Origin of the sequence: Streptomyces sp. NPDC002181 (assembly GCF_042890485.1) — a bacterium.
Classification (GTDB): Bacteria; Actinomycetota; Actinomycetes; order Streptomycetales; family Streptomycetaceae; genus Streptomyces.
On the sequence record NZ_JBIASC010000008.1, the window covers coordinates 55,833 to 70,088 of the forward strand.

Here is a 14,256-nt window from a genome sequence, read left to right on the forward strand (position 1 = left end):
CTGCGGCACAATGAGCCCCCGCCCAACTACCGGGCGGGGGCTCGCCTTTCGGGGGAAAAGGGGTAGCGCGCATGGTCAGTGCACCTTCCGGGCGGGGCGGCACCGCCCCCGACGCGCAGCGGCGGATCCGGCGCAACCGCTGGCTGTTCACCGCACCCCTCGTACTGCTCTGCCTCCTCGGCGCCGTACTCGTCTGGGAGATCGTGCGGGGGAACGTGGCCGAGGCATCCCGCGGCGACTGGCCCTGGCGCCTCCAGCTGATGAGCCCCGAACCCCTCGCCAGCCTGCTGGCCGTCGCGGCCGGTGCCGTGCTGGCCCGCGCCCAGTACGCCCGTACGGTGCGGCCCGCACTGGGCTGGCGGGCCGAGTTCGTGGCGGGCCGGCTGCCCGGGCCCGGCAAGGACTGGAGCGTCGGCGTCCTCAACGGCGGCCAGCACAACGTCGTGGTGGACCACGTGGACTACCGGCTGGTCCTGGCCGGCGACCCGGCCGGGCGGCCCGGCGAGGACGACGGGTGGACGAGCCTGACCGGCGTCGGCGAACGGCTGACCGCCGCCGGACTGCGCGCCACGGTGGACTTCCGCCTCGTCGGGATGGGGGCGGGATACCCGCTCGTCGCCACGGGCACGTACGAGACCGTAGGGGTGGGGGTGTTCTCGAAGCGGTTCATCGAGGAGGTCCGGGCCTTCTACATGCGCATCCAGGTCGTCGACAGCGTCGGCGACACCCACGAGCGGATCGTCCAGTGCCTCGAAGGCGCCCGCGAGGCGGTCGTCGCGCCCGTCGAGGAGGAACACCCCGCCGAGGAGGCGCAGCCCGTCACAGCAGCCACTCCAGGGCCTCCGGCTGCGCGTACTGAGCCGCGAAATGACCGGCCCCCGGCTTGAGCACGGCGGTGCTCCGGTCGATGTGCCCGGCCAGCCACCGGAAGTGCCCCAGCGGGGAGAAGGAGTCCTCGGCGCCCCGCCACAACAGGACCCGGCCCCGGATGGAACCGGGGTCGAAGCCCCACGGCCGGCAGAAGGCCAGGCTGTCGTCCAGCCACCCGTACACGGACGTGCGGAGCGCCTCGCGGTAGTTGTCCATCAGGGCCCGGTGCACCGCGCGGTCCGACAGCACCGGCAGATCGGCTTCGGACAGCTGCTCCCGCAGCTCCTCCAGCAGCTTGCCCGGATCGCTGCTGATCGCCGCCGCCCGAGGGGTGAGCCGCCGCTCCAGGGCTGCCGGGTCGTGGGCGGCCAGGGCGTAGTGCTCCGCGTTGTGGGCGTTCATGCCGGCGAACCAGTCGAGCCCGGCCCCGCCCCAGGGCGCCAGGCTGACCAGGGCCGCCGTGCCGGTCACGCGCTCCGGGAGCAGCGCCGCGCAGGCGAGGGCGTGCGGACCGCCCCCCGAGCGCCCCACGACGGCGAAGGCGTCCACGCCCAGCGCGTCCGCCACGGCGGCGGAGTCCGCGGCCGCGTCGGCCACCGTACGGCCCCGGGCGCGGTCGGAGTCCCCGTACCCGGGCCGGTCGTAGGCGAAGAAGCGGATGCCCGGACAGCGCTCGGTGATGTCGGCCAGGGCGGCCCCCAGACGGCAGCCCGGCGTGCCGTGGTGCAGCAGGACGGGCAGTCCGCCCGGGTCCCCCCAGTCCTCGGCGACGAGCCTGCGGCCGTCCCCTGCCCTCACCTCGACGCGCACCACGCCTCCGCGGTCTACCGGCTGCCTGTGAATGTCCCTAGTCTCGTCCCGACAGCTCCCGATGTCCTGATGGAAGCACAGCCACGATCCGGAGGGGGACCCGTGACGCCCGTTCAGAAGCAGCAGCCCGCAGCCGCACCGGTGCACGAGGAGCACGGCGCCCGGCCGTCACTGGCTTCGCTCGCCGTGCGCGGCGCGGACGCCGACCGGCGCATCGCCCGGGTACTGCCCGCCGCAGCCCGCCCGGCCGCCGCGGTCTCCCCGGCCGCCGCGCGGACGGTCACCTTCAACTCCTCGCTCTGAGCGGGGCGCCCCCGCCGCGATGGAGCCCACCGGGGCCGGCGCCGCAGCGGCCCTCGTCCCGTTCCGCGAGTTCGTGGTCAAGGTGCACGCCAGATGCGATCTCGCGTGCGACCACTGCTACATCTACGAGCACGCCGACCAGAGTTGGCGCCGGCGCCCCGCGGTGATCCCCGAGGCGGTCGTGGAACGCTTCGCCGAGCGGCTCGCCGAGCACGCGCGCACCCACGCACTGCCGTCGGCGACCGTCATCCTCCTCGGCGGCGAGCCGCTGCTGGCCGGCCCCGCCCGGCTGCGAAAGCTCTGCGAGGCGCTCACCCGGGCCCTCGACGGGGTGGCCGAACTCGACCTGCGCATCCACACCAACGGGCTGAGGCTGAACGAGTCCTTCCTCGCGCTGTTCGCCGAGTACGGGGTGGGCGTCGGGGTGTCCCTCGACGGGGACCGGGCCGCCAACGACCGGCACCGCCGGTACGCGAACGGCCGCAGCAGCCACTCCCGCGTACTCGACGCGATCGGCCTCCTGCGCGAGGGCCGCCACCGCCCCCTCTACCAGGGGCTGCTCTGCACGATCGACGTGCGCAACGACCCGGCGGCCGTGCTCGACGCGCTCCTCGCGCTCGCCCCGCCGCGGATCGACTTCCTGCTGCCGCACGCCACCTGGGAGGCGCCCCCGCTCCGCCCGTACGGGCGCCCGGACGCCTACGCCCACTGGCTGCTGCGGCTCTTCGACCACTGGGACGGCCTGGGCCGGCCGGTGCCCGTACGGCTCTTCGACTCGCTGCTGAGCACCCTGCGGGGCGGGCCGAGCCTGACGGAGTCCCTGGGCCTGACCCCCACCGACCTGGTCGTCGTCGAGACCGACGGCACCCTGGAGCAGGCCGACTCGCTCAAGACGGCCCACGAGGGGGCCGCCGCGACCGGCTTCGACGTCTTCCGGCACGCCTTCGACGAGGTGGCCGCCCACCCCGGCATCCGGGCCCGGCAGCTGGGCCTCGCGGGCGTCGGCCCCGAGTGCCGCGCCTGCCCCGTGGTGCGCTCGTGCGGCGGCGGCCTCTACGCCCACCGGTACCGAGCCCGGAACGGCTTCGACAATCCGTCGGTCTACTGCACCGACCTGAAGGCGCTGGTGGAGGGGGTCGAGCAGCGCACCGCCGGAGCCTCCGTGGCCGCCGAGGCCACCGGGCCGGAGGCGCTCGCCGCCTCCCAGCGGGAGCTGACCCGGGTGCTCCTGGTCCGGCTCCACGCCGAGCTGGAGGATCGCGGTGACGCGGACTGGCTGCGCTCCTGGGAGCTGGTCACGGCCGTCGAGGCCGGGGCGCCCGCCGCGCTCGACGCCGTACTGGACCACCCGTACACCCGTACCTGGCTGCTCGACGCCCTGGCCGCCGTACGGCAGGGCGGGCCGCCGCGGGTGGCGCCGGGGCACAGGCTGTCCGCGCTGGCCGCGGCCGCCGTGGTGCGGGGGCGGCTGGAGCTGCCCGTGCCCGTGGTCCTCGGGGGCGGCGGGCTGTACCTGCCCACCCTCGGGCTGCTGTGCGGGGACCGGGGGCGGGCCGAGGTCCGGGCCACCGGTGACGGGTTCTCCGTACGGTGGGAGGACGGCGGACCGCGGATCCTCACCGCGGGGGTGGAGGCTGCGCACTGGAAGCCGGTCCGGGCCCTGGCCGGCGGAGCGGGGGCGGAGGGGCTCTCCGCGGCCCTGGAGGACCTGGATCCCGACCGCGACTGCTTCGCCCGGCCGCCCGCGCCGAGGCTGGCCGCGGCCGGGGCCGAGCGCTGGGGGCGCCGCCTGGCCGAGGCCTGGGAGCTGCTGCACCGCACGGTGCCCGCGGCGGCGCACGAGACGGCGGCCGGGCTGACCACGCTGACCCCGCTCGAGGGCACGGGCGCCGCGGGGGAGGGGGCGGGCACCGCGGGGGAGGGCGCGCGGCGCGGGCCCGGCGCGCTGGGCGTGCCGGCCCGGGCGGGCGTACGGGAGACCGCGCTCGCGCTGCTCACCGGCCGCCGGCGGGCCCGGCTGCGGGAGCTGACGGAGGTGGCCGACCTGTACGCCGACGACGGGGAGTGGCTGCACCCGTCCCCGTGGCGGGAGGAGCCGGTGCCGGTGTCGCTGCTGCTGGCGGACGCCCACGCGGAGGTCGCGGCGGAGGCGTTCCACCGGGCCGAAGGAGGGTTCCGCGGCGCAGGCCGGGTCGAGCGCGCCCTGGACCGGCTCGAAGGGGCGGCGGAACTGACGGTGAGCGGGAAGGCGGTCGTGGCGGCACTGCGCCGGGAGTCCGGACCGTAGGGGTGCGGGCGGGCGGGCGCTGACGGCTGTCCGCCGTGGCCGCTGCCGCTCGGCATGATCTGCGCCGCCGGGCGGGCCGTCGTCACCCGGGCGGGCCCGGGCGCGTACCCGTCCTACGCGTGCGGGACGAGCAGGGCCGCCGCCGCACGGGCCCGCTCCAGGGACGCGGCCCGGTCCGCCCCGCGCTGCCCGAGCACCACCCGGGTGCTCAGCCCGTCCAGCAGTGCGAGCAGCTCCGAGGCGCGGGCGGGCACGTCCAGGGCGGCGGCGAAGCGGCCCTGGTCCACGCCCTTGGCGAGCAGGGCCTCCAGGTCGCGCTGCCAGCCGTCGTCGATCTCCTGCTGGGCGGCGCGCAGGTCCTCGTTGGCGGGCGTGCGGGCCCACAGTTCGATCCACAGGGTCCAGCGCGGATCGCGCGGTCCGCGCGGCAGGTACAGCTCCAGGAAGAGCTCCAGCTTGCGGTGCGCGGTGACCCTGCGGGCCAGCAACAGCGCCCGCTCCGCGGCGAGTCGGTCCTCGCTCCAGCGCAGCGCGGCCAGCAGCAGCCGGTCCTTGCTGCCGAAGTAGTAGAGGATGTGGCCGCCGCTGGTGCCGAGCCGCTCGGCGAGCGCGGACATCGTCAGCTCCGCCAGCCCGCCCTCGGCGATCGCCGCCATGGCCTCCTCCAGCATCCGCTCCTGGGCGATCCGCCCGTCGCGCCGCCGCGCCGAACCCCCTGCCCCGCCTGCCCCGGCTGCTCCCGCCACCCCTGCCGCCTTCCCGATCTTCGTGGGCCGACCTTATCCCGGACAGGGTCTTGACGAGGTCCCGATCGGCGGCGCATCTTGAATGCCATTCAAGAACTTAGAACGTCATTCAAGGTTCAGTGGGTCCACAGTCAGGGGTACGGCGCATGACGCAGCAGGACGCGACGCACGACACGACGGCCGACGTCGACGAGGTGTTCCGGGTCGAGACCCACGGCATCGACCCCATCCCCGATGCCGAGCGCCACGGCGGCGCCCAGGACCTCTTCTGGCTCTGGTTCGGCTCCAACCTCACCTTCACCTACGTGATCAATGGCGCCCTCGCCGTGGCCTTCGGCCTCTCCTTCTGGCAGGCCACCGCCGTCGTCGTGATCAGCGGACTGTCCTTCTTCGCGGTCAGCGCCGCCGGGCTCAGCGGCATCCGCACCGGCACCGCCACCCTCGTCATCTCCCGGGCCGCCTTCGGCGTCCGCGGGAACTTCCCGGCCGGCGTCCTGAACTGGGTGGTGAGCATCGGCTACACCATCGTCAACACGGTGGTCGGCACCCTCGCCCTGGAGGTGTTCTTCGCCGAGGTCGGCCTCGGCGAAGGAACGGCGGCACGGGCCCTCGCGCTCGGGATCACCCTCGCGCTCACCTTCGCGGTCGCGATGTGGGGCCACGCCACGGTGCAGTTCGCCGAGCGCTGGATGGCCTACGTCCTCGCCCTCGGCTTCGGCGCGCTGCTGGTCTTCCTCCTGCCCGGTGCCGAGACCGGCGGCCCCGCCGGCGGCGCCGCCCCCGGCCTGTCCGGCTGGAGCCTGGCGTTCGTCGTGATGCTGGCCGGGCCCTTCTCGTACCTGCCGATGCCCGCCGACTACACCCGCTACCTGCCCCGGACCACCTCGCTGAAGTCGATCACCTGGATGGGGGCGCTCGGCGGGTTCGTCTCCTCCGTCGCCCTCGGCGTCGCCGGGGTGGCCGCCGCCACCCAGACCGACATGACCGACGCCGTCGCCGGGGCCGAGAGCCTGCTCCCGGGCTGGTTCAAGCCGGCCTTCCTGGCCCTCGTCCTCGGCGGCTCCGTCACCAACTCGATCATCACCCTCTACTCCTCCAGCCTGAACCTCCAGGTCCTCGGCATCCCGTGGAGCCGTGCCCGCGCCATCGTGATCAGCGCCGCGGTCACCGCCGCCGGATCGCTCGCCGCGCTCTTCCTCGCCGACTTCACCACCTCGCTCCTCTCCTTCCTCTCGCTGCTGATCATCGTGTTCGCGCCCTGGGGCGGGGTCTTCCTCGCCGACATGCTGCTGCGCCGCTGCCGCTACGACTCCGACGCGCTGCACGCCGGGAGCGCGGGCGCCTACTGGTACCGGGCCGGCTACCACCCCGCCGGCATGGCCGCCCTGCTGGCCGGCATGGCCTTCTCCGCGCTGACCTGCGATTCCGAGCTGTGGACCGGACCGCTGGTGGCCCCGCTCGGCGGCGCCGACCTGACCCTGCTCGGCTCGGTCGTCTCCGCGCTCACGTACTGGGCCCTGGCCCGCCGGGTGCCCGCGTACGTCCCGGCCGCCTGACCCCTCGTACATCCCCCTCCGCCGCCCTCCGCCCCCTCTGCACAGGAGCACCGCCCATGCCGCACCCCTTCCCCGCCGACCTGCTGCTCACCGGAGCCCGGATCCACACCGTCGACCCGGACCTGCCCGAGGCCGAGGCCCTGGCCGTCCGCGACGGCCGGATCGTCTGGATCGGCCCGGACGCGGAGGCCGCCGCCTGGTCGGGCCCCGACACCGAGCGGATCGACGCGGGCGGCCGGCTGGTGCTGCCCGGGTTCATCGACGCCCACAACCACGTCCGGCTGGGCTCCGACGACGCCTGCGTACAGCTCGCCGGGGTACGCACCCTGGAGGCGATCCTCGACCGGATCGGGGCCTGGCGGGAGGCGCACCCGGAGGCCGCCTGGATCGAGGCCGAGGCCTTCGACTACTCCGCGATCCCGGGAGGGCGGATGCCCACCGCCGCCGACCTGGACCCGGTCACCGGGGAGGTCCCGGCGATCGTGCTCTCGTACGACGTGCACACCGCCTGGCTGAACACGGCGGCGATGCGCCGGCTCGGGGTCGCGAAGGACCGTACCGACCTGCCCTTCGGCACCGCGGCCACCGACCCGGAGACCGGCGAGCCCACCGGCTTCGTCAAGGACTTCGCGATCAAGGGGCTCTCCCGGGACGGCCACCGGGCGCTGCGCGAGCTCGGCGTGCCGTGGGCCTCGCCGGACCGGCAGTACGGGCGCCTCGCCAAGAGCCTGGACGACGCGATCGGCTTCGGCATCACCACGGTCGTGGAACCGCAGAACTCCCTGGACGACCTGGAGCTGTACGAGCGGGCCCGCGCCGAGGGCCGGCTGCGCTCGCGGATCGTGGCGGCGCTGTTCCACCCGCGCGGTACGACCGAGGAGGAGCTGGACGCCTTCGCGGCGGCGGCCCGCATGTACCCCGGGGACCGGCTGCGGGTCGGGCCGCTCAAGCTGTACATCGACGACGTGGTCGAGCCGCGCACGGCCGCGCTGCTGGAGCCGTACACCGGGTGCGGGGCGCACCGCGGCGAGACCTTCTACCCGGCGGAGGAGTTCGCGGAGCTGCTGGCGCGCCTGGACGCGCGCGGGTTCCAGTGCTTCGTGCACGCCACGGGCGACCGGGGGATCCGTACGGTCCTGGACGCCGTCGAGCACGCCCGTACGGTCAACGGGCCGCGGGACGCCCGCCACCAGGTGGTGCACGTGGAGTGCCTGGACCCGGCGGACGTGCCGCGCTTCGCCGGACTCGGCGTGGTGGCCTGCATGCAGCCGCGGCACTGCGCGCCGGAGATCGCCGGGCCGGGCCAGGACTGGGCGGAGAACGTGGGCGAGGACCGCTGGCACAAGGCATGGCCGATGCGGAGCCTGGCCGAGGCGGGGGCGGTGCTGGCGTTCTCCAGCGACTGGAACGTGGCCGAGATGGACCCGATGATCGGGATCTACACGGCGGTCACCCGCCGCCCGCTGGACGGCGGTGACCCGTGGCAGCCGGCCGAGACGGTGGACGTGGCCACGGCGGTGTACGGCTACACGATGGGCTCGGCCCACGCCAATTTCCTGGAAGGGGACCGGGGTTCGCTGACGGTGGGCAAGGCGGCGGACTTCGTGGTGCTGTCCCGGGACATCCTGGCCGTGGCCCCGGAACGGATCCCGGGCACGGTGGCCGAGACGGTGGTGGTGGCGGGCGAGGTGGTCCACAAGGCGTAGGCCGCGGAAGCGGGCCGGTCAGGTCTCCGGGTGCTCCTCCGGGGCGAGGGGGCGGCCCATCGGGAGCACCCGGCGGCCCCGGGTGCCCGCCGCGATCCGGCCGGCCGGGAGGTGCGTGGCGCTGCCGCTCCCGCCGGCGCCGCCGCCCGGGGTGCTCATCGGGCGGTCGCGCCCTCACCGGCCTCACCGGCCGGGGCGTCCTCCGGGAGCCCGCTGCCCACGGCGGCCCCCGGGCGGCCCTTGCGGAAGACCGCGCAGGCCACGGTGACGGCCGAGCCGACCACCGCCCAGGCGGCCAGCACCAGCATCGGACCGGCCGCGCCGTTGCCCTTGAAGTACGTGATCGAGCGCGCGGCGTACGTGCCCGCGCCCGGCGGCAGGGCCGGGCCGATGGCCCGCCAGAACGGCGGCAGCAGCGGGTAGGGGTAGGCGCCCCCCGCGCTGGGATTGCCGAAGACCACCACCACCAGGATCGCCAGGCCGATGCCGACCACGCCCGCCACCCCCTGGAAGGCCAGGGTGATCGCCCCGACCGCGAAGACGACCAGGGTCCCCAGCCCCCACAGGGCCGTGATGCCGCCGGGCAGCGCGCCCAGGACCGGGCCCGCGATGACCGTGCCGAGCAGCCCGGCGGCGATCGAGTACAGCAGCAGCGCGCCGAGCCGGATGAAGGCGCGGTGGGAGTTGGCGGGCCGGGCGCCGGCGCTGATCGCGAGGATCGCGGCGCACAAGTAGCCGCCGACGCACCAGCCGATGACGAGGTAGAAGGCGCTCAGGCCGCGCGCGTCGCCCGCCGCGGCCGGGGCCACGTCGACGACCCGGACGGCCCGGCCCCGTGCCTGCTCGACGCGGCCGACGACCTGTTCGAGGGCTTGCGAGAGCGAGGCGCCGGCGCCGCTCGCGACCAGCAGCCGGTCGGTCGGTCCGGCCGGGTCGATGACCAGCGCCCCGTCCACGTCCCGGTTCTCCACCTCCGCGGTCGCGGCCGCCTCGTCCGTGACCGCGTGCGGGTCGAGCGGTTTCCCGGGGAGGTCGGCGAGCTGCTGCGCGGACTGCTCGGCGACCGGCCGGGCGGGGGCGGCCACGGCGATCGGGATCTCGCTGGGCTTCGGCTGGTGGAAGGCCCCGATGTACGAGGTCACGAAGGCGAGCTGGAGCGCCAGCACCCCCAGGAGCAGCAGGGCGGCCCGGACGGTCACGGCGTCCTTGACCTCGGCGAGGAACCCGGCGGACGGGGGCGGGGAGGTGGGCTGGGTCATGTCTCACACGCTCGGCGTACGGGGGGCGGGGCGCAGCAGGGGCGGGCCGAACGGATGACGGGCGGGAGGTACCCGGGCCGGCAGGGGTATCGAACGAATGTTTCGCACGGATATTCGAATTGCTCTATGGTGGAGACGGGGGTGGTGTTCACGTTCGAGCGAAGCAGGAGGCCGCGGGTGCCTGGTTTTACGCATCTGCACACCGTTTCGGGGTTCTCCATGCGCTACGGAGGCTCCCACCCCGAACGGCTGGCGGAACGCGCCGCCGACCGGGGCATGGACGCCCTCGCCCTGACCGACCGCGACACCCTCGCGGGCGCCGTCCGGTTCGCGAAGGCCTGCGAGAAGGCCGGGATCCGGCCGCTGTTCGGGGTCGACCTGGCCGTGTCGCCCGCGCCCGGCCCGGCGGTGCCGGGGGGCTCCGCCGGACCGGGCGGCTCCGGCGGCGCCTCCGGCGGCTCCGGCGAGGCGTCCCACCGGCGGCGGACCCCCGTCGTCGGCGGAGCCTTCGTCGACGAGTCGACGCCCCGGGCCACCTTCCTCGCCCGGGACGGCGCCACCGGCTGGGCCGAGCTGTGCCGCATGGTCACCGCCGCCCACGCCCACGCGGGCGGGGGCCCGCCGGTGCTGCCCCGGACGGAACTGCGCGGCGAAGGGGTGTGCGTACTGCTCGGACCCGGTTCCGAAGTGGGGCGGGCGCTGGCCGCCGGCCGTCCGGACCGGGCCGCCCGGCTGCTCGCGCCCTGGCGGGAGGTCTACGGGGACTCCCTCCGCCTGGAGGCCGTCGACCACGGCCGCACCGGCACCGGCCCCGGCTCGCTGCGCCTGGCCGCCCGTACGGTCGGCTTCGCCGCCGAGCAGGGCGTCCCGGCCGTGCTGACCAACGCCGTCCGGTACGCCGACCCCGGCCAGGGCCCGGTCGCCGACATCCTCGACGCGGCCCGCCGCCTCGTCCCCGTCGACCCCCGCAATCTCGACGGCGGCGAGCGCTGGCTCAAGGACCACGGCGCCATGGCCGAGGCCGCCGACCGGATCTGCCGGGCCGCGGGCCTGCGCCCCGCCGACGCGCGCGGACTGCTCGCGCAGACCCGGCGTACCGCCGAGGCGTGCGCGGTGGACCCCGAGGACGACCTCGGCATCGGCTCCGTGCACTTCCCCGAGGCCCACCTCGTCGGCGCGGCCCACCGCACCGCCCAGCGGGTCCTCGCCTCCCGGGCCTCCGCGGGCATGGTGCTGCGCGGCTACGCCGACGACCGCGCGTACTGGGAGCGGATGCACCACGAGCTGGACATCATCGCCTACCACGGTTACGCCTCGTACTTCCTGACGGTCGCCCAGGTCGTCGACGACGTACGGGAGATGGGCATCCGGGTGGCCGCCCGCGGCTCGGGCGCCGGCTCCCTCGTCAACCACCTCCTCGGCATCGCCCACGCCGACCCCGTCGAACAGGGCCTGCTGATGGAGCGGTTCCTGTCCAAGCGCCGCCACGTCCTGCCCGACATCGACATCGACGTGGAGTCCGCCCGCCGGCTGGAGGTCTACCGGCGGATCATGGACCGCTTCGGCACCGAGCGCGTGGCCACCGTCTCCATGCCCGAGACCTACCGGGTCCGGCACGCGATCCGCGACGTCGGCGCCGCCCTGTCCATGGACCCGGCCACCGTCGACCGGCTGGCCAAGGCCTTCCCGCACATCCGGGCCCGCGACGCCCGCGCGGCGCTGGCCGAGCTCCCCGAACTGCGCGACGTGCGCGGGGAGGAGCACGGGCGGCTGTGGGAGCTCGTCGAGGCGCTGGACGCGCTGCCGCGCGGGATCGCCATGCACCCGTGCGGGGTGCTGCTCTCCGACGCCTCCCTGCTCGCCCGCACCCCCGTGGTGCCCACCAGCGGTGAGGGCTTCCCCATGTCCCAGTTCGACAAGGACGACGTGGAGGACCTCGGGCTGCTCAAGCTCGACGTGCTGGGCGTACGGATGCAGTCCGCGATGGCGCACGCCGTCGCGGAGATCCGGCGCGGCACGGGGGAGGAGCTCGACCTGGACGACCCGGCGCAGGTGCCGCCGGGCGACCCGGCGACGTACGGGCTGATCCGTTCGGCCGAGACGCTCGGCTGCTTCCAGATCGAGTCCCCGGGCCAGCGCGACCTGGTGGGGCGGCTCCAGCCGGACACCTTCCACGACCTGGTCGTCGACATCTCGCTGTTCCGGCCCGGCCCGGTCGCCGCCGACATGGTGCGGCCGTTCATCGAGGCCCGGCACGGGCGGGCCCCGGTCCGCTTCCCGCACGAGCACCTGGCGGACGCGCTGCGCGAGACGTACGGGGTGGTGGTCTTCCACGAGCAGGTCATCGAGATCGTGCACGTCATGACCGGCTGCGGACGCGACGAGGCGGACCGGGTGCGGCGCGGGCTCTCCGACCCCGAGTCGCAGGCGCGGATCAAGGTGTGGTTCGCGGCGAAGGCGGGCGAACGGGGCTACTCGCCCGCGGTGATCGGCCGGACCTGGGAGATCGTCGAGGCGTTCGGCAGCTACGGATTCTGCAAGGCGCACGCGGTGGCCTTCGCCGTGCCCACGTACCAGTCGGCGTGGCTGAAGGCCCATCACCCGGCGGCCTTCTACGCCGGGTTGCTGACCCACGACCCGGGGATGTACCCGAAGCGGCTGCTGCTGGCGGACGCGCGGCGCCGGGGCGTGCCGGTGCTGCCGCTGGACGTGAACCGCTCGGCGGTGGTCCACCGCATCGAACTGGTGTCCGAGGCCGGGGCTCCACCGGCATGGGGGCTCCGGCTGGCCCTGGCCGACGTCCACGGCATCAGCGAGGCGGAGGCCCGGCGGATCGAGGACGGGCAGCCGTACGGATCGCTGCGCGACTTCTGGGACCGCGCGCACCCGGGCCGGCCGGTCGCGGGGCGGCTCGCGCAGGTCGGGGCCCTGGACGCGTTCGGCGCCAACCGGCGCGACCTGCTCCTGCACGTGGCCGAGCTGCACGGCGCGCAGCGCTCGGCCGGGTCCCGGCCGGGCGCCGTCCAACTCCCGCTGGACGGCGGCCGGTCCACGGCCCCCGTCGGCCTGCCCGACCTGAACGCGGCGGAGCGGCTCAGCGCGGAGCTGGGCGTGCTCGGCATGGACGCCTCGCGCCACCTGATGGAGGACCACCACGCCTTCCTCGCGGAGCTGGGGGCGGTCCCCGCCCGCCGGCTGCGCGAGGTCGAGCACGGCCGGACGGTGCTGGTCGCGGGAGCCAAGGCGGCCACCCAGACCCCGCCGATCCGGTCCGGGAAGCGGGTCGTCTTCACCACGCTGGACGACGGGACCGGCCTGGTCGACCTCGCCTTCTTCGACGACAGCCACGAGGCGTGCGCGCACACCGTCTTCCACTCGTTCCTGCTGCTGGTGCGGGGCGTCGTCCAGCGGCGCGGACCGCAGAGCCTGAGCGTGGTCGGCGAGGCGGCCTGGAACCTGGCCGAGCTGGTGGAACTGCGGGCGTCGGGCGGCCTGGACGCGGTCGCGGCCCGGCTGGCGGAGCCGCTGCCGGGTGACGGGGGCGCCACCGGTCCGGGGCGCAGCATCCACCTGTCCACCGGGTACGAGATGAACGCGTGGGCCGACCTCCAGCCGGCCGGCGACCGCGCCGCCACCGGGCGCAAGCTGTGGCACTCCAGCCCGGGGAGCGCGGGATGACCGGGGCGGGCGGCGTCCTGCACGTACGGTGCGCCGCGGCGCTGACCGAGGAGGGGTACCGCGAGGTCCTGGAACTGCTGCGGGAGTTCTCCCCGACCGTGCGGGCCCTGCCGCCCCGGGCGGCGCTGGTGCACGTACGCGGCGCACAGCGGTACTTCGGCGCGGACGCGGGCCGCATCGCCGAGCTGGTGCGGCTGCGCGCGCTCGCCCGGCTCGGCACCGACGTACGGATCGGGGTCGCCGGCACCTGGGCGGTGGCGGCGACGGCCTCCGCCCGGGTGCCCGGGCCCGGCGGGGTCCTGGCCGTGCCCGAGGACGGGGTGGACGGCTTCCTGGGACCGCTGCCGGTGGAGGCCCTGCACGGCGTCGGCCCCAAGCAGGCGGAGGCGCTGCGCGGGTACGGACTGCACACGGTCGGCGCGGTCGCGGCCGTCTCCCCGGGCACCGTCGAGCGGATCCTGGGGCAGCGGGCGGGCCGGCTGGCGGCGGAGCGCGCCCGCGGGATCGACCCGCGCCCCGTCACCCCGAAGGACCTGCCCCCGTCGGCCGCCGTCCGCAGCGGCTTCACCCGGCACGAGCTCGACGGCCCGCACGCCCGGGCCGTACTGCTCGCCCTGGTGGTCCGCCTCGGCGCGGTGCTGCGCGGCCGCCGCCAGGCCGCCCGGGCCCTGTCGCTGACGCTGCAGTTCGCCGGCGGCACCCGCTGGGAGCGGACCCGGCGGCTCCCCGAGGCCTCCGGGCACGACGAGGACCTGCGGACGGCGGCGTACCGGCTGCTGGACGCCGCCGGGCTGCAACGGGCCCGGCTGACCGGCATGGTGCTGCGCGCCGAGGACCTCACGGACGCCGGGCGGGCGCCCCTGCAGATCTCGCTGGACCCGGTCCGCGAGGCCCGCCTGACGGTGGAGGCGGCCGTCGACCGCGCGAACGCCCGGTTCGGCCCGGGCACGGTCCGGCCTGCGGCCACGTTCCGGCCTGCGCCCACGTTCCGGCCTGCGGCCACGTTCCGCCGCGCGGCCTGAGGGGGCCTTCGGGCGGCGG

Annotated in this window: 11 protein-coding genes; 7 read left to right on the plus strand and 4 right to left on the minus strand. The window is 75.7% G+C overall.

Features of this window, described 5'->3' with window-relative positions:
* Positions 1–71 precede the first annotated feature (71 nt).
* Positions 72–887, plus strand: coding sequence for a hypothetical protein (locus ACFYXV_RS20495; RefSeq protein WP_389383695.1), 816 nt, complete (start codon positions 72–74; stop codon positions 885–887).
* Here ACFYXV_RS20495 and ACFYXV_RS20500 read toward each other — a convergent pair.
* Positions 820–1,680, minus strand: coding sequence for an alpha/beta fold hydrolase (locus tag ACFYXV_RS20500; protein WP_385469641.1), 861 nt, complete (start codon positions 1,678–1,680; stop codon positions 820–822). The genes ACFYXV_RS20495 and ACFYXV_RS20500 overlap by 68 nt on opposite strands.
* A 102-nt stretch (positions 1,681–1,782) precedes the next feature.
* Between ACFYXV_RS20500 and ACFYXV_RS20505 the strand changes: the two genes are divergently transcribed.
* Positions 1,783–1,983, plus strand: coding sequence for a hypothetical protein (locus ACFYXV_RS20505; protein ID WP_385469639.1), 201 nt, complete (start codon positions 1,783–1,785; stop codon positions 1,981–1,983).
* A 19-nt stretch (positions 1,984–2,002) separates the two neighbouring features.
* Positions 2,003–4,270: a radical SAM/SPASM protein FxsBH, inactivated beta-hydroxylase extension form gene (fxsBH, locus tag ACFYXV_RS20510; protein ID WP_389383696.1), complete on the plus strand. Its 2,268-nt coding sequence runs from the start codon at positions 2,003–2,005 to the stop codon at positions 4,268–4,270.
* Between the two features lie 113 nt (positions 4,271–4,383).
* Here the strand turns inward: fxsBH and ACFYXV_RS20515 are convergent, their stop codons facing one another.
* Positions 4,384–4,941 carry a TetR/AcrR family transcriptional regulator gene (locus tag ACFYXV_RS20515; RefSeq protein WP_383350285.1) on the minus strand — a complete coding sequence of 186 codons (558 nt, stop codon included), beginning with the start codon at positions 4,939–4,941 and terminating at the stop codon, positions 4,384–4,386.
* A gap of 221 nt (positions 4,942–5,162) precedes the next feature.
* Between ACFYXV_RS20515 and ACFYXV_RS20520 the strand changes: the two genes are divergently transcribed.
* Positions 5,163–6,572, plus strand: a complete 1,410-nt coding sequence (locus tag ACFYXV_RS20520; protein WP_385469635.1) for a purine-cytosine permease family protein — start codon at positions 5,163–5,165, stop codon at positions 6,570–6,572.
* A 56-nt stretch (positions 6,573–6,628) separates the two neighbouring features.
* Positions 6,629–8,278: an amidohydrolase gene (locus tag ACFYXV_RS20525; RefSeq protein WP_385469634.1), complete on the plus strand. Its 1,650-nt coding sequence runs from the start codon at positions 6,629–6,631 to the stop codon at positions 8,276–8,278.
* 18 nt (positions 8,279–8,296) lie between these two features.
* Here the strand turns inward: ACFYXV_RS20525 and ACFYXV_RS20530 are convergent, their stop codons facing one another.
* Together ACFYXV_RS20530 and ACFYXV_RS20535 are read right to left on the minus strand one after the other, a co-directional pair.
* Entirely contained in the window at positions 8,297–8,437 is a 141-nt protein-coding gene (locus tag ACFYXV_RS20530) for a hypothetical protein (RefSeq protein WP_389383697.1), read from the minus strand.
* On the minus strand, positions 8,434–9,537 hold the full coding sequence (locus tag ACFYXV_RS20535; RefSeq protein WP_389383698.1) for a DUF3533 domain-containing protein: 1,104 nt from the start codon (positions 9,535–9,537) through the stop codon (positions 8,434–8,436). The genes ACFYXV_RS20530 and ACFYXV_RS20535 overlap by 4 nt, the downstream gene beginning before the upstream one ends.
* A 126-nt stretch (positions 9,538–9,663) precedes the next feature.
* Here ACFYXV_RS20535 and ACFYXV_RS20540 point away from each other — a divergent pair, with 126 nt between their 5' ends.
* Together ACFYXV_RS20540 and ACFYXV_RS20545 are read left to right on the plus strand one after the other, a co-directional pair.
* Positions 9,664–13,215, plus strand: a complete 3,552-nt coding sequence (locus ACFYXV_RS20540) for a DNA polymerase III subunit alpha (protein ID WP_389383699.1) — start codon at positions 9,664–9,666, stop codon at positions 13,213–13,215.
* Positions 13,212–14,237 (plus strand): hypothetical protein, encoded by a 1,026-nt coding sequence (locus tag ACFYXV_RS20545; RefSeq protein WP_389383700.1) that lies wholly within the window; start codon positions 13,212–13,214, stop codon positions 14,235–14,237. Before ACFYXV_RS20540 ends, ACFYXV_RS20545 begins: the two co-directional genes overlap by 4 nt.
* The last annotated feature ends 19 nt before the right edge of the window (positions 14,238–14,256 follow it).